This is a genomic window from Frankia canadensis (assembly GCF_900197875.1).
Lineage (GTDB): Bacteria > Actinomycetota > Actinomycetes > Frankiales > Frankiaceae > Frankia > Frankia canadensis.
In genome coordinates this window covers 29,222-44,533 of the sequence record NZ_FZMO01000246.1, presented here as the reverse complement: position 1 = coordinate 44,533, position 15,312 = coordinate 29,222, and the positions used below count along the sequence as shown (strand labels likewise).

Genomic DNA, 15,312 nt, shown 5'->3' with positions numbered 1-15,312 from the left:
GGTCCGCAGGGGGGACAGCTCGCTGTGGGCGGGGCTGGCGACCATGGTGGACGGGTCCCGCGCCCACGGGCGACCGGCGCTGTTCGCCACCGTCGCAGGCGTCGTGAACGGGATCACCATGGTCCTCGGCGCCGCGGCGATCGGCTGGGCCACCGACCATCTGATCATTCCCGCTCTCGCCGGCCAACCCGTCCCGGCCGGCACCTGGTGGGCCGCGGCGGGCGCGATCCTCGGCGTCTCCCTGCTGCGCTGGATCACGATCGTCGTGCGCGGCGTGGCCACCGGGCACGTGCAGTACGGCTCCCAGGCGCGGATCCGCCGGGCACTCGCCCGTCGCTACCTGGACCTCGACCTGTCCTGGCATCGCCGCCACCCGCCCGGGCGCCTCGTCGCGACCGCCGTCACCGACGTCGAGGCCCTGTGGCTGCCGATGGTCATGTTCTACTTCGCCGCCGGCATGGCGATCATGCTGGTCGTGACGACGACCGAGATGTTCCTGCGTGACACGGCGTTCGGGCTGGTCGGCCTCGTTCTCGTCGCCGCCGTCCTCGGCCTGAACCTGCTCTACCAGCGGCTGCTCGCCGACCGGGCGGCTCTCGCCGCGCGCCGCCGCGGCGAGTTCGCCGCGCTCGCCCTGGAAAGCGTCGAGGGCGGGCAGGTCGTGCGCACGCTCGGTGTCGCCGACCGGGAGCGGGCCCGCGTCGGCGCCGCCGCGGACCGCCTGCGCGCGGCCACCACGTCGATGGGCGCCGTCAGCTCCCTGTTCGACCCTCTGCTGGAGCTGCTGCCGGCCCTCGCGATCCTCGCGGTGCTCGCCGTGGGGGCACAGCGGGTGCAGGCCGGTGCGCTCAGCGTCGGCGCGCTCGTCGAGATCGTCTACCTGCTGCTCACCATCGCGATCCCACTCAGCGTGATCAGCCGCTTCCTGGGGATGCTGCCGGTGTCGGCCGCCGGCCGCGCCCGGGCAGGCGAGGTGCTGACCCGCGCCGAGGTCGTCGAGCGCGGCGCCGCCACCCTCACCGGCTCCGGCCCGCTCGCCCTGCGGGCCCGCCGCCTCGGGCTGGTGCGCGGCGACACCCGGCTGCTCGCCGGCATCGACCTCGACGTCCGGGCCGGGGAGATCCTCGCCCTCGTCGGTGCCACCGGCGCGGGCAAGAGCACCCTCGTCGACCTGCTCGGCGGCCTCACGGACCCCACCGAGGGCAGCGTCGAAATCGACGGTGTCGATGCGGCTGATCTCGCCCGAGGCGAGATCAGCGCGCATGTCGGCGTCGTCCCCCAGACCGCATGGCTGTTCGCCGCCAGCGTCCGCGACAACCTCCAGCTCCAGGGTCATCCGCGCGAACGGCGCCCCTACACCGAGCCGGAGATCTGGCGCGCGCTGGCCGCCGCCGGCGCCGCCGACGTGGTGCGCGCGCTGCCCGACGGCCTCGACACCCGCGTCGGGGAACGCGGCGCCCGCCTGTCCGGCGGGCAGCGCCAGCGGCTGTGCCTGGCCCGAGCCCTGCTGCGCGACCCCCGCGCGCTGCTGCTCGACGACGCCACCTCCGCACTCGACCCGGCGGTGGAGCGGGGCGTGCTCGACACGGTGGCACGTCTGCGCGGCCAGGTGAGCATCCTGATCGTCGGCGGCCGGCCGAGTTCCGTCCTGATCGCCGACCGGGTCGCGTTCCTGCGCGGCGGGCGGCTCGTGGCCACCGGCACCCACGCCGCGCTGCACGCCGCCGAACCCGACTACCGGCACATCCTCGACGCCTACGTCCAGCAGGATGCCCGTGGGGCCCATGCCTGAGCGCGGCCTCGCCGACCTGGATCGGACGTCGCCGCGCGAGCTGCTCCGGCTGGTCCGCACGACCACGCCGACGCTGGCGCGGGCGCTGATCCGAGGCCTGCCGCTTACCCTGCTGCTGGCGCTGGCCGCCGGCGCCGGGCGCATCGTCACCCCCCTGACGGTGCAGTACGCCCTCGACCATGGACTGTCCCGGCCCGGCTCCGACCTCGGCGGAGTGGTCGGGCGCGCCGTCGCCGTCGGCGCGGCGGCCACCGTCGGCGCGCTGCTGGCGTCCTGGTGGCTGAACCTGCGGGTCTACCGGGGAGTGGAGGCCGCGCTGGCCGAAATGCGTGCCGCCGGGATCGCGCACCTCCACGCGCTCGCGCCGGGCACGTCCGCGGCGGTGCGCCCCGCCGACCTCACCAGCCGCCTCACCGCCGACCTGGACGCGGTGACGACCTTCGTCCAGAACGGCGGCGTCATGCTGCTGGTCAGCACGGTCCAGATGGTGCTGGCCGCCGGCCTGATCGCGGCCGCATCCTGGCAGCTCGCGCTGCCCGTGCTGGGACTGGCCGGCCTGCTGTTCCTCGGCATGCGCCGCCTGCAGGCGGTGGTCGGCCGCCGGTTCACCGCCGCGCGCCGCGCCATGGCGGACCTGGCGTCCGCGGTCGGCGAGGCGGTCGCCGGCATCACCGTCATCCGCGCCACCGCCACCGAGGCCCGCACCCGGGCGGCCGTCGACGCCGCCGTCGAGGACGCCGCGGCCGCGCAGCGACGCGTGCTGCTGCCGCTGTCCACCAGCATTTCGGTGGGTGAGCTCGCCATCTCGACGATGACGGCGTTCGTGGTCGTCGCCGGCGTGCGCTGGTCCGGTGCCCACACCCGGTGGGAGCCGGCGCTGCACCTGAGCGCCGGTCAGCTGGTCGCGATACTGCTGCTGGTCACGTTCTTCGTGCGGCCGCTGCAGACGCTCGTACAGATGCTCGGCGAGGCCCAGAACGCGGTGGCCGGCGGGCGCCGCGCGCTGGAACTGCTCGTCACACCCACCGGCGCCGTCGGTGCGGGCGCGGTCGAGGGGGCCGGCGCCCTGCCGCTGCCCGCCGGTCCGATCGATGTCGAGCTACGCGCGGTGAGCGCCGCCTACGGCGAGGACGGGCCGCCCGTGCTACGCGGACTGAACGTGGTCATCGCACCCGGTGAGCACATCGCCGTCGTCGGCGAGACCGGCTCGGGTAAGACCACCTTCGCCCGGCTGCTCACCCGGGAGCTCGCGCCCCGCGACGGTGAGGTCCTGCTGTGCGGCGTCCCGGCCGGCCGGATCGCGGACCGCTCGTTCGCCCGCCGTGTCACGATCGTCCCCCAGGATCCGTTCCTGTTCGACGTCACCATCGCCGAGAACATCCTGCTCGCCCACCGAAACGACGGCGATGGCGGGGGCATGGCCGCGCTGGCGGCGATCGTCGCGGCGCTCGGCCTGCGCCCCTGGCTGGACAGCCTGCCCGACGGGCCCGACACCCGCGTCGGGGTGCGCGGCGAGCGGCTGTCCGCGGGGGAACGTCAGCTCGTGGCGCTGGCCCGCACCGCGCTGGTCAACCCCGATCTGCTCGTCCTCGACGAGGCGACCAGCGGCGTCGATCCCGCCACCGACGTGCGCGTGCAGCGGGCCCTCGCCGCCCTGACCGCCGGCCGCACGACCGTCTCCATCGCGCACCGCATGGTCACCGCCGAGCGCGCCGATCGCATCCTCGTCTTCGACGACGGCCGCCTCGTCCAGGACGGTCACCACGACGAGCTCGTCCGCGTTCCCGGCCGCTACGCCGACCTGCACGCCGCCTGGCGCGAGCACACCGCCACCCGCGTCCCCCACCAGACCTCAAGGAGCGTTCCATGACGACGTCCGCAGCCTCCGTGACCACCGCGGCGGCCGCCGCCCCGAGCCCGTCGGCATCACCCAGCCCGTCGCCGTCACCCAGCCTGTCGGTGCCGGCGACGCCGGGACGCCGGCTGCGGCTCGGGTTCAACGCCCGCATCTCCTTTCCCAGCGGGCGCGCCGCCGAGGCGCTGCGCGACGGCATCGAGCTGTTCCGCGTCGCCGAACAGCTCGGCTACGACACCGGCTGGGTCTACCAGCGTCACTTCGACAACTACCTGGCCGCACCGATGGTCTTCCATGCCGCCGTCGCCCAGCACACCGCACGCATCGGGCTCGGCACCGCCATCATCGGCGTCCGTTACGAGGACCCGGTGCTGCTGGCCGAGGCGGCCGGCACCGCCGACCTGCTCAGCGGCGGCCGTCTCCAGCTCGGCCTCGGTACCGGCCAGGGCGGGTTTGACGCGCTGTTCGGACAGGAACCGAACGACGGCCGCGAGCAGTCGCTGAGCAGGCTTGCCGCGTTCCTGCGCGGTGTACGGGGCGAGACCATCGGCACGATCACCGACCCCGCCGGCCTGCTGCCCGCGGGCACCGAGCTCTCCGTCCGGCCGACCAGCCCCACGCTGCCGGGACGGATCTGGTACGGCGGCGGCTCCGTGGCCTCGGCGCAGCGGGTCGGGCGTCTCGGCCTGCGCCTGCTGCTGAGCACGATCCTCAGCGGGCAGATCGACGACTACGGCGCCGAACTCGCCCGCGCCATCGACGCCTACCGCGCCGCCTACACCGGGACGGCGCCGTCGGCCGTCGCGGTCGCCCGCTCGGTGCTGCCGGCGACCTCGCCCGAACTCGCCCGCGTGTACGCCGCCTATGACGAGCAGCGCCGGACCCAGGGCCCGGCGGCCTCCCGACCGCAGGGGGCGCTGGCGCCGGTCGCGGGGCCGCCGCCCGTCCAGTTCACGATGAGTCCGGTCCACCACGGCAGCCCCGCCGCCGTCGTCGAGGACCTGCTCGCCGATCCGAGCGTCCCGCTCGGCGACGAGTTCATCGCCTTCCTGCCCCCGGCGTTCGGCCTGCGGGAGAACCTGCGCCTGTTGGAGGACATCGCCACCACCGTCGCCCCCCACCTCGGCTGGACGCCTGACATCGACACGGCGGCCGTCAGCCGGTCATGACGGGCCGTCGCGGCCGGCAGCAGGTCCAGGTCAGCGCCGTGTAGGCGAGGTCGGGCTCGCGGGAGGACCGAGGCCGGGACGGTGCCGCCGGGTCGGATGCGGCGCGGGCGTCGACGGCCCGCGCCCGCGCCGCATCCGCAGTGGCGCGGCGGCGACTACCAGGTGACGGGGATGGTCTCCGGGCGGCCGATGGGCGCCTTGAGCTCGTAGCGCAGATCCTTGGCGGGGACGGTGAGGCGCAGGCCGGGGGTCTTCTCGATCAGGGCGGTGAGCACCTCGGTCAGCTCGACGCGAGCCAGGTGCGCGCCGATGCAGTGGTGTGGGCCGTGGCCGAAGGTGAGGTTCGGGACGGGCTCGCGGGTCAGGTCGATGCGGTCGGGGTCGGGGAAGACGTCGGGGTCACGGCTCATCGCCGCCAGCGGCACGACCGCGACCTCGCCGGCGCGCACGACGAAGCCGCCGAGGTCGACGTCCTCGGTCGCCACCCGCGGGAACGTCATCGACAGCGGGTGGTAGCGCAGCAGCTCCTCGACGGCGTTCGGCAGGCCGTCGGCGTCCAGCGCGATCAGCGACTCCCACCGGGACCGGTCGGACAGCAGCGTTGTCAGCACGTTGCTGATCACGCCGCCGGTGGTCTCGAAACCGCCGATGAGCAGGGTCATCGCCAGTGAGTGCAGCTCCGCCTCACTCAGCCGCGCGCCGCTCGCCCCGCCGGCGGCCTCCTCCTCGTCGTAGGCGGCGATGACGACGTCGAGCAGCCCCCGCGGCGCGTCCGCCGGCTGCTGCTCGCCGCCGTCAGTCCGGGCGCTGGCACCGGTGGACGGGCCGGCGCCGGCGGCGCGCCGGGAGCGGACGAGTTCGCCCATGTAGCCGTAGAGCGCGCCGAGGCCGGCGGCGGCGGCCTTCGGGTCGAGGTGGAAGCGGAACAGCGACTCGCTCCAGGTCCGCACCTTCTCCCGGTCGAGGTCGGGCACGCCGAGCAGCTGGCAGATGACCTCGATCGGCAGGTGGAAGGCGAGGCCGCGCAGGTCGCCGGGGGCGCCGGCGGTGAGCATCGCGTCGATGCGGGCGCGCGCCGTCGCGGCGATCCAGGGGCGCATCCGTTCGATGCGGCGGTGCGCGAACCCGGCGTTGACCAGACGGCGCAGGCGGGTGTGGTCGGGCGGGTCCATCCACAGCAGCGAGTTCGGGTCGGGGATCTGCCCGGCTGTCAGCGGCGGGTTGAACTCGAGGGTGCGCGTGCGGGAGAACCGCGGGTCGGCGAGCATCGCCCGGGCCGGGGCGTAGCGCAGGATCAGCCAGATGGGGAGCTGGCCGGGGCCGAAGCGGACCCGTGTCGCCGGGGCCTGCCGGGCGAGGTCCGCCAGCTGCCCGGACTGCCGCGGCGAGAACGTGTCCGGGAACGGGAAGACCGGAATGTCCTGATCGTTCTGCACGGTTTCGGTGACCGACATCGAGATCGGACGTCCTTTCATGACCAGGCCGGTGGGCCGGGGGAGGGATGTTCGCCGATCGTCACATCTCCGTTGCTGCTTCGTTGATAAAAAATCCAGAAAAAGTACTTTGGCCTATGAAATGGCAACTAATCACCATCGCGCCACGCCCGGGCGGGGCGGACATGCGCGGCTGGCAACCTGCGGCCATCCGCCGGACCCGGCGCGCGCGATGGTGGTCCCACCCTGCCGGCCCGGCGCCCCGAACCCCACGTCGCCAGCCGTTTCGCCGATCGGCCCTAGTGCCCTCGCACTCGTGGTGTACCCCACCACCACGGTGCCTGTTCGTGCACGGTCGGTGCGACGTCGCGTTGACGGCTCCCCGGTCCGTGAGCCAGATTGATCGCATCTGGAAACCGACAATCCACCTAAAGGCCGTATACAAGCCTTGTCGAGGAGACCCCGTGGCGCTTCTGGTCCGCTGGTGCCAGCGGTACCGATGGCTGGTCGTCGCGGTGTGGCTGGTGGCGCTGGTCGCCGGTGCGGCGGTGGCCCAGCAGGGCGGCGCCCGGTTCAGCCAGGATCTCGGGGTCGCCGGCGCCGAGTCGCAACGGGCGATGGACCTGGCCGCGACGGTCCTGCCGTCCGGAACCCTGCCCGACCAGGAGACCATCGTCGTGCGGGCGCGCCAGGGCGACGTCCGCGCGCCCGAGGTCCGAGCCCGGGTCGCGACCATGATCGCGCAGGTCGGCAGACTGCCCGGCGTCAGCGGCGCGCTCGACCCCTACGGACCGGCCGGCGCCATCCCGATCGGCGGCTCGCCGATCAGCGCGGACGGCAGCACCGCGCTGATCTCGGTCATCATGAAGGGCTCGCCGACCACCCCCGACCTCACCGCCGTCCGCGGGATGATCACCGCGGTGCGCTCCTACGACGGCCCCGACCTGCAGGTCGAGGCGTCCGGGCCGGGCACCACCATGATCGTGCAGAGCGCGATCTCGCCCTGGCCGATCCTCATCGCGGCCGCGGTCGCCCTGCTCATCCTGTGCCTGACGATGCGCTCGCCGGCGGCGGTGGCCGTCTGCGCCGTTCCCGCCGTCGTGACCGCCGTGCTGAGCCTGTCCGCGGTGTCGCTGCTCTCGCACCGGGCGACCGTCACGCCGCTCGCACCGCTGGTCGCGGTCGTGCTCGCGTTCGGCCTCAGCCTCGGCTCCGCCGTCGTGGTGGTCAACCGCGTCCAGTGCGGGCTGCGCACCGGTCTCGCCCCGGTCGACGCGGCCCGCGCCGCGATGCGCCACCCCGGCCGCGCGACGCTCATCGGCAGCGCGGGGCTCGCCGTCGTCATGCTCGGCACCAGCCTGCTGCGGCTCAACGTGTTCGACGGCCTGGCCCTCGCCGGCTTCGCCGCCGCCGCTGTCAGCCTCCTCGTCGTCGCCACCCTGCTGCCGGCGGCGGTCAGCGTCGCCGGGCGCGGCCTGCTGGTGTGGGCCGAGCGCACCCAGCTGCGTGCCACCGGCACCGGCCTGCCCGTGCGGCCCGGCCTGCGCTCCTGGTGGGCCCGCCTGATCGGTCGCCGGCCACAGGTGTTCGCCGGCGCGGCGGTGCTGCTGCTGGTGGTGCTCGCGCTGCCGGTCGCCGGGCTGCGCCTGGGCGGCAGCGACAACGGCGTCGACCCGACGTCCACCACCACCCGGCGCGCCTACGACCTCATCAGCAAGGGGTTCTTCCCCGGTCTCAACGGCCCGCTCATCGCCGCCGTGTCGGGCATGACGCCCGCCCAGGCCGCCGCCGTGCCGCGCCTGGTCAACGCGCTGGACACCGCCGACGGCGTCACCCGCGCCTTCCTCGTCCTGCGCAACGACCGCAACGGCCGCGCCCTGATCCAGGTGATGGCCACCGATGAGCCCCGCTCGGGGGCGGTGAGCCAGCTGGTGCACCGGCTGCGCACCGAGACGGTGCCCGCGGCGACCGCCGGCACCGCGCTGAAGGTCGACATCGGCGGGCAGACCCCACTGTTCGACGACATGTCCAGCCGCTTCGCCCGGGTCCTGCCCGCCTTCCTCGCCCTCGAACTGGGCGTGCTCGGCCTCGCCGTGCTGATCGCCCTGCGCTCGCCGCGCCACAGCATCGCCGTGATGGCGTCCAGCCTGCTGGCGCTCGCCGCGACCCTGGGCGTGCTCACGAAGGTGTTCGGCGACGGCCGCGGACTGGGGCATCTCGGCATCGAGCCGGGGCCGATCGAACCGTTCATCCTCGGCCTCATCATGATCATCGTGTTCGGGCTGGCGATCGGCATGCACCTGACCCTGCTCAGCCGGCTGCGCGGGCTGGACGACGCGCCGGACCCGTTGCGGGCGATCAGCAGCCGGCACGCCGAGGTCAGCCACATCGTCTTCAGTGTCAGCATGATGATGGTCGCCGTGTTCGTGGCCCTCACGACCCAGCAGGTCCGGATCATGAAACTGCTCGGGGTGGGGCTGTCGGTCGGCGTGGTGCTCGACGCCGTCGTCGTGCGGGTGGTGCTGCTGCCGGCCCTCGTCCACCTCGTCCGGTTGGACCAGCCGCGACGCTCCGTCGCCGGCGGTTCGTCGGCGCGGGGCCGCGGCCGTGGCCGCAGCCGCGCCGGGGCGTTACCGGTGAACGCCTCGACGGCGGCCGCCGGGTCCGCCGCCGCCGGGTCCGCTGCTGTCGCCGGCGCTGGCGACTCCGCCGATCGGGCCACCATCGCCGTGCCCCGTACGAGCAGGCGCGGGGCTCGGCCGCGGGCGCAGGCGTCGCGTCCCGGCGCGGCGACAGACGGTGCGAGGAGCGCGCCGCTGTTCGTCGCCAGCTCGGCGGGCGGCCGCGCGGCGGCCGGGACCGGCCCGCCCGCCGCCGGCATGCTCACGCGGCGCGGGCGGTCCGGCGCTCACTCCGCGATACCGGACAGTGCGCTCGCGGCGGGCGACGGCGTCGACGCCGCGGACGGGCTGTTGACGGCCGGCGGCCGGCACAGCCGGCGCGCCGCCCGCGGCGAGACGGATCCGGGCAGCTCGCGGGCGGTGGTCGACCCACCGCGGCGAGGCCGCGCCGCCCGCCGGGCCAGGACCGGTCACGACGAGCGCCCGGGCCGGCTCGGCGGCGTCGGGGGGACCAGCCGGCCAGCCCGGACGGAACGCGAGCGGGCCTGGATCACCGCCGCGGGCGACGACGCCAGCTGGGCGGACGAGGAGGGCATGTGGGCGGCCGAGCCCCGTTCACGACCCGCACGCGGTGACGGCCGCCGGCAGCGTCGCGGACGGCGGGGCGAGTAGGACGCCCTGCCCGTAGCGGATGCCGGCCTCCTGGGCGGCGCGCAGCGCGCCGGCGGTTTCGATCCCTTCGGCGACGACGTCACTGCCGATGTAGTCAGCGACGTGTACGAGCGCGGCCGCGACCGCCCGGCGCGCCGGGTCGGCCTCGATGCCCCGGGTGAGCCCGCAGTCCATCTTGATGACTTCCGGACGTAGCTGCACGAGACGTTCCAGCCCGGCATAGCCGGCGCCGACGTCGTCCGCGGCGAACTGGACGCCCAGCCTGCGGAGCTCGTCGAGCTGGCGCAGGACGGTGGCCGCGTCGTCGATCCGCTCGTGCTCGGTGATCTCGACGAGGAGTCGCCGCGCGTCGGAGCCGGCGAGCGCGCCGACGAGACCGGTCGACAGCGTTGTCGCCGAGGCGTTCACCGCGAGGCGCCTCGGCGGCCGGATGCGGGGCAGGGCGGCCAGCGCCCGATGGATCGCGGCGAGCTCCAGCTCCACGGTCAGCCCCACCGCGGCGGCCGCGGCGAACCACTGGGTGGTGTCGCGCTCCCCGCCGGGGAAGCGCGACAGCGCCTCCACCCCGACGATCCGGCCCCGGGCCAGGTCGAACACCGGCTGGAAGACCAGGTCCGGCCCGCCGCGGTCGATGACCTGGCTGACCTCGTGCCACACCTGGCTGCGTACCTGCCACATCCGGTGCAGGTCCGTCACCGAGTCCCGCAGGATCTCCGCCATCATCGCCAGGAACCGCCCGTCGCGGTCGCGCAGGTCGGGGTGGGGCCGGTGGGACAGGCAGCCGAGCAGACCGTAGAGCTGGTTCTCGCCGTCGAACACGGGGACGGTGGCGTAGCAGCCGATGCGCAGTTCCCGCACCATCGGGAGCGTCGAGGTGTGGGGATTCGCGGTGGTGTCCGGGATCAGCTGGGGCAGCGCGCCGGCGAGCACCCGGGTGTAGATGCTCGTGTCGCGCAGCACCGTCGAACCCAGCCGCAGGTGGAACGACGTCGCGTCCCCGACCAGCACCTGCATCACGAGTCGGTCGGACTCGAGCCGGCCGAGCCAGGCGAGATCCTGGTCCAGATGACCGCGCAGGAAGCCGAGCAGCTCCACGACCGCTGGCGACGGGGTCGGGACGTCGGTCGGCGGGCCCAGCAGGGGTGTCGTCACCGTCATCCCATCACCTCGTCGCGCAGTGTTCCCGTATCTGGGCCTGCGGACACTCGTGGACGCGGTCGTTCTTGGCGTCCAGGTCGGATATCACTGCAGGTCAGAGGGGTGAATACCGGTCGAGAGGCGAGATTCGGCGAGATGGCGTGCTTTATGGGGGCGAGAGGGGGAAGGGATTCTACAAGGGCAGACGACGCCGCGGAGCTACCGGCTGGAGTGACCAGGTGAGCGTGTTCGACAGCTTGTTGCACGGCCTCGACAACCAGGAGCAGAACCGGACCCGGGAGCTGATCGCCGACAGCGTCGAGGCCGACCGGGCCGACGCGATCGCCGGTCGACAGCCGGACCGGCTCGTCGACTCGGGCAACCGTCGGCGCCGCTCCCGCGCCGACGTTGACCGCCGCTGACCGCAACCCACCCGTCCCTCGGGAGCCTCCCTCCGACGCCGGGAGCCGTCCCTTGCCGGGAGCCGTCTGGCGTCGCAGGCAGCCCGCTTCGGGAGCCGCCCCACGCAGTGAGCCGGTTCGGTCAGGAAGCCGGCTCGGTCAGGAAGCCGGCTCGGTCAGGAAGCCGGTTCGGTCAGGAAGCCGGCCACCGCCGGTGGTGCCGCGCAGGCGGGCCTGGACCTCCGGGCGGCGCAGCGGCGGCAGCGTCGCCGGCGGCTGGCGGCGGGCGGGCAGCGCCGCGAGCAGGCGGTGCACCGAGGCGGTGACCTCGGCGACCGCCGCCTCGACGGCGTCGTCCACGGTGGCAGACGGGCGGCGCACCCCACTGACCTTGCGGACGAACTGACGGGCCGCGGCCTCGATCTCCGTATCCGTCGCCGGCGGTTCGAGCCCACGCAGTTCGGTGATGTTTCGACACATGCCGGCCACGCTAACCCGCTGATCCGACATGTCCTCGGCCTGACAGTGGTGTCCACCCCGGAATGTCCCCGCAGGGCGCCCGCGCGGGAGGACAATGAGGCGGGCTGCCGTGGCCTCACACCGCGCGGTGCGGATCCGGCCGGCAGCCCCGCGGAGGGAGTCGGACGGCCATGGCGAACTACTACGGCGCATCGGCGGATCCCGGCCAGGGCGGTCGGGGCGGTCGGGGGCGGCGCGGCGATCGCCTCGCCCAGGCCCGCCGCCTCGCCGGTCAGGCGCGGCAGGACCGTACCACGGCGTGGTACATCCCCTTCGTCATCACGGTGATCGCGGCTGGCGCGTCGTTCGACGCGTTCGGGCACGGCATCGGCTTCCTCTACGCCCTCGTGCTCACCCTGGCCTTCGTCGGGCTGACCTGGAGCACGATCCGGCTCATGCCGTCGGTGTCCGACGAGCTCAGCGTCTCCCGCGTCTCCGGGCCTCGCCGCGTCTACGCGGTCGTCAACACCCCCGTGCGTACCCGCGGCCTGTACCTGCTGGCCGCCGGCCTGCCGATCGCGATCGCCCTGATCAAGACGGTCGGCGTCTTCGTGCTCGCCGGCATCCTGCTCGTCACCGTGGTCGTCGGCGGCGCCCTCGCCGCCGCCTGGGTCTTCGAACGCCGGTAGCCGACCTGACGCCGGCGGCTGGACGCCACACCCTGCCTCAGGTGCCCCGGGGGCGAGTGGCCCATCGGATCGTCGTGACGATCGACTGACCAGCCAGACGCCCGACCGTCGCCTCAGCCGCAGGCAGGTAGGGCAGCCTGAGAGGCCATCGCGTCCAGAGATGGGTCCATCCGAGTTCGGAGGTCGGAGCGGGCTTATGCAGCGGACCAGCGATCGGCATACTCTGACCGTCTCGGAACAGGCGCTTCTTATGCGACGGGAAGGGATGGAAGAAGCGCGCTTTGATCCCGACGCACCGTGGATTCCCGGCTCTCACGACCGCTGAGAGTCAACCCTAAAGCCCTCATTTAACGTGTGATAACGTTTGTTTACACCGAGTCAGGGACGGCCGGAACGTGAGTCCCGAATGGGGAATCTAAGGCTTCAGATCATAGTTGGAAGTCCCGGAAAATTCATCCGGAAATTCTTCCCATAGGTGGAATGATGGCCGATAGGGCGGCCAGGATTCCGGGCGCTCGACCTGCTGCGGCAGTCGGGTGCCACTATCACCCAATGCTGCACCAATCTGCTCATTCTCTAGACCAAATGACTCGGCCAGATTTGCGCCTGCTAGTTCGGTATCGATTAGGTCGGTGAAATTGAGATGGGCGCGAGTAAAGTCCACGTCACTTAGGTCTGAATAGCTAAAGTTCAGCCCTGACAGGTCTGCACCAAAGAGTCGGGCGCCTTGCAGGTTTGCCCGGGACAGACTCGGTCTATCAGGCAAGTTCCCGAGCGCGTTTAGGGCCACCTGCACATCGGTCTCAATCACGATGAGAGGCGGGTCGGGGCGTTCGTCCTTAAGCGCCCGCGTATGCTCGACTATAAAGGAGGACAGAATTTCAATAACGGCGATTTGCTCTGATGGCTGACTCTCGGCGATCCGGGTGAGAAGTCGGATCCCTCCAATCCTAGCGTGGCGCTGACCTGAGCCAAGTAGCTTGATCGCTTCGGTAAAATCTTCACGTGAAACCCACTCGGATGGCGGCCACGATTGCGCTGTCGATTTTCCGGGGAAGGTTGCAAGTCGCGGCATGACCTGCATTCCGACCGCGTGTAGGACTTTCTCTTTAGCGAGCCTTTCGTCTAGGTTGAACAGGTCGACCCAAGTGATCACCTGTAGTGTTGCGGGTGGCTCCACCCGCTCAAGTCGGATGGGCAGAAGGGTCTGACGTGCGAGGGATGCGGTCCACTCGGCGGTGCACCACTGGGACTCGAAGTACGCCTTGGAGTAGAGAGCTACCGTCCAGCGCGCTTCCGCAAGCTGCGTGTTCATCCACTGGATAAAGTTCGTACCCGGGGTCGAGTCCCACACCTGGATACGAGCGGTGAGGCCCGCCTCCTCCAGGATCGTTGCTACCCACTTCGCCCACGCCTCGTCTGCGGCCGTGTAGGACACGAAGACGAAGGAATCCCCCGATGCCATGAGGCGAGTGTATGACCCGTACGGATAGCGGCCGTCACGCACAGTCTTGGGTGGGTGTGGATGCTCCGGGTCAGACAGTCTCGCGAGCGTGTTCGGCCAGCTCAGACGCTCCGGGGTGCCCCGTGGCGGTGATGGCCTGGCATACCTCGCTGATGCGGTCTGCCATGATCGACGATGGGACGGTGGTGGTCGTGATCGCCTCGCGGGTGATGCCGATGGCGGTGTCAGGGTCGTCAGCTCGGGTGTGGGCCATGGCGAGGTTGAGCACGAAGCCGAGGCGATCGCGGGGCAGATCCGTGCCGATCCGGTCGATGGCCGTCTGGAAGTGCGGAATCGCACCCGTGGGATCGCCGGTGCTCATGAGGGCTGCACCGACGGAGTGGGCGATCGTGTAAGGACCAGCCCAGTAGAGATAGGGCGGCTCCTCGTCCGGCTGGGATTGCTCGATCGCGGCATAGGCGGCGTCTGACGCGGTCAGGGCAGAGTCCCGATCACCGGCAACTCCGTAGGCGCTGGCAAGGCCCGCGGCTAGTACGGCTTGTTCGGTGCTCGTGAGGCGTCCCCGCGACCCGGCACGGGCAGACCTCAGCAACTCGATGGCGGTACCCGGGTCACCGTTGGACCGGGCCTGGTGCGCCATGCACCGGAGGATGTTCGCTGCCACACCCGGGGTGTCCGCCTCGTGAGCAGCCCGCAGACCGACGAGGTAAAACCGCTGGGCTTCACCGTGGCGACCCGCGTCGTAGGTGGTCCACCCCGCGAGGCGCGCCAGCTCGGCGGCGATGCCGTGGAGGGCCTGCCCATCTGCCTGGCTGTAGGACGTGTTTCGCAGCAGCCCGACCACGACCCTGAGCTGTTCCGTGACCATGCCGAACACGGCTTGCCCACCGAGCTTGTCATCCAGGCGCCGCAGGGTGTCCGTGGCGGCTGTCAGGTCAGCCACCACACCCGCGTCTACTCGTCGCCCGGCCAGGGCTGAGGCGAGTCGTGCCGGGTCAGCTACCAGCCACTCGTGTGCGGCAGCGGTCAAGGCGACGCCGCTCAAGGCGATGAACTGCCGGCGTTCCATGGAGCTGTCCACCGTCGTCATCACCTCCTGCCACGCGGTGGTCAGGCTCTGTGACGTCCAGAGCTGGGCAAGCCCATCGTCCGCGACGGGCGCGCCAGGTGGCAAGCCACCCGCGGTGACGCTCGGCTCACCTCGTGAGAGACGGGCGCAAAAGCCCAGCTCAACCCGGGTGGCACCGGTGACGTGGCTGTATGCGGCTTGCCAGTCCTCACCGGGGTAGCTCCATCCCCGCTCGTGCCGCATGACCTGGAGTTCCCCTGCCATCGGGGGAGTGAACGGCACGTTTGACGGGTCGATCCTGCGAATCCTGCGGGCCAGCGTCGCCCTGCTCCAGCCGAGTGACTGGCGGAAGGCCACGAGACGTTCTGGCTTCCATCCGGGATGCTTCGCGCGCAGCACCGCACTGCGGATCTCCTCGGCTTCCCTCGTCCTGGTGCGGGGTGCGCTGGCGGGCATCACGAACCTTTCTCGTGGGTGTGGGTCGGGATATCACTCGTAGGGCAGCGTAGCGGACTGCTTACACCTTCAGAAGTACCGTCTGTGGTCCCGT

General features: G+C 72.1%; 11 protein-coding genes. 6 read left to right on the top strand and 5 right to left on the bottom strand.

The window, feature by feature from the left end:
• The 3 genes from C1A33_RS19330 to C1A33_RS19320 all read left to right on the top strand — a co-directional run.
• A partial coding sequence (locus C1A33_RS19330) for an ABC transporter ATP-binding protein (protein ID WP_243407729.1) occupies positions 1-1,792 on the top strand: 1,792 nt, incomplete at its 5' end.
• A complete protein-coding gene (locus C1A33_RS19325) occupies positions 1,785-3,662 on the top strand; it encodes an ABC transporter ATP-binding protein (RefSeq protein ID WP_101832861.1) in 1,878 nt (625 codons plus the stop codon). The genes C1A33_RS19330 and C1A33_RS19325, both read left to right, overlap by 8 nt.
• Positions 3,659-4,816, top strand: coding sequence for an LLM class flavin-dependent oxidoreductase (locus C1A33_RS19320; RefSeq protein ID WP_207770387.1), 1,158 nt, complete (start codon positions 3,659-3,661; stop codon positions 4,814-4,816). The genes C1A33_RS19325 and C1A33_RS19320 overlap by 4 nt, the downstream gene beginning before the upstream one ends.
• Positions 4,817-4,971: 155 nt before the next feature.
• Here C1A33_RS19320 and C1A33_RS19315 read toward each other — a convergent pair whose 3' ends face one another.
• Positions 4,972-6,270 carry a cytochrome P450 gene (locus C1A33_RS19315; RefSeq protein ID WP_101832853.1) on the bottom strand — a complete coding sequence of 433 codons (1,299 nt, stop codon included), beginning with the start codon at positions 6,268-6,270 and terminating at the stop codon, positions 4,972-4,974.
• Positions 6,271-6,713: 443 nt separating this feature from the next.
• On the opposite strand from C1A33_RS19315, the gene C1A33_RS19310 reads away from it, so the two are divergent.
• The gene (locus tag C1A33_RS19310) at positions 6,714-9,542 is read left to right on the top strand and encodes an MMPL family transporter (protein ID WP_101832852.1); all 2,829 of its coding nucleotides are present in this window, start codon (positions 6,714-6,716) and stop codon (positions 9,540-9,542) included.
• On the opposite strand, the gene C1A33_RS19305 is transcribed toward C1A33_RS19310, so the two are convergent.
• Complete coding sequence (locus C1A33_RS19305) at positions 9,486-10,700, bottom strand: sensor domain-containing phosphodiesterase (RefSeq protein WP_101832851.1); 1,215 nt, start codon at positions 10,698-10,700, stop codon at positions 9,486-9,488. The genes C1A33_RS19310 and C1A33_RS19305 overlap by 57 nt on opposite strands.
• 218 nt (positions 10,701-10,918) lie before the next feature.
• Here C1A33_RS19305 and C1A33_RS19300 point away from each other — a divergent pair, with 218 nt between their 5' ends.
• A complete protein-coding gene (locus tag C1A33_RS19300; protein WP_101832850.1) occupies positions 10,919-11,101 on the top strand; it encodes a hypothetical protein in 183 nt (60 codons plus the stop codon).
• 138 nt (positions 11,102-11,239) lie between these two features.
• Here the strand turns inward: C1A33_RS19300 and C1A33_RS19295 are convergent, their stop codons facing one another.
• Positions 11,240-11,560, bottom strand: coding sequence for a DUF2277 domain-containing protein (locus C1A33_RS19295; protein WP_101832849.1), 321 nt, complete (start codon positions 11,558-11,560; stop codon positions 11,240-11,242).
• 170 nt (positions 11,561-11,730) lie between these two features.
• On the opposite strand from C1A33_RS19295, the gene C1A33_RS19290 reads away from it, so the two are divergent.
• Positions 11,731-12,228: a hypothetical protein gene (locus tag C1A33_RS19290; protein WP_101832848.1), complete on the top strand. Its 498-nt coding sequence runs from the start codon at positions 11,731-11,733 to the stop codon at positions 12,226-12,228.
• A 415-nt stretch (positions 12,229-12,643) separates the two neighbouring features.
• Here the strand turns inward: C1A33_RS19290 and C1A33_RS19280 are convergent, their stop codons facing one another.
• Both C1A33_RS19280 and C1A33_RS19275 read right to left on the bottom strand, forming a co-directional pair.
• Positions 12,644-13,693, bottom strand: a complete 1,050-nt coding sequence (locus tag C1A33_RS19280) for a TIR domain-containing protein (RefSeq protein WP_101832847.1) — start codon at positions 13,691-13,693, stop codon at positions 12,644-12,646.
• A gap of 70 nt (positions 13,694-13,763) precedes the next feature.
• Entirely contained in the window at positions 13,764-15,218 is a 1,455-nt protein-coding gene (locus tag C1A33_RS19275) for an NsdA family TPR-like regulatory protein (protein ID WP_101832846.1), read from the bottom strand.
• Positions 15,219-15,312: the final 94 nt, after the last annotated feature.

Bases quoted from the DNA above. Each gene is read 5' to 3' on its own strand.
- C1A33_RS19325 (WP_101832861.1), top strand. From the start codon at position 1,785: ATGCCTGAGCGCGGCCTCGCCGACCTGGATCGGACGTCGCCGCGCGAG.
- C1A33_RS19320 (WP_207770387.1), top strand. From the start codon at position 3,659: ATGACGACGTCCGCAGCCTCCGTGACCACCGCGGCGGCCGCCGCCCCG.
- C1A33_RS19315 (WP_101832853.1), bottom strand. From the start codon at position 6,270: ATGTCGGTCACCGAAACCGTGCAGAACGATCAGGACATTCCGGTCTTC.
- C1A33_RS19305 (WP_101832851.1), bottom strand. From the start codon at position 10,700: ATGACGGTGACGACACCCCTGCTGGGCCCGCCGACCGACGTCCCGACC.
- C1A33_RS19295 (WP_101832849.1), bottom strand. From the start codon at position 11,560: ATGTGTCGAAACATCACCGAACTGCGTGGGCTCGAACCGCCGGCGACG.
- C1A33_RS19290 (WP_101832848.1), top strand. From the start codon at position 11,731: ATGGCGAACTACTACGGCGCATCGGCGGATCCCGGCCAGGGCGGTCGG.
- C1A33_RS19280 (WP_101832847.1), bottom strand. From the start codon at position 13,693: ATGGCATCGGGGGATTCCTTCGTCTTCGTGTCCTACACGGCCGCAGAC.
- C1A33_RS19275 (WP_101832846.1), bottom strand. From the start codon at position 15,218: ATGCCCGCCAGCGCACCCCGCACCAGGACGAGGGAAGCCGAGGAGATC.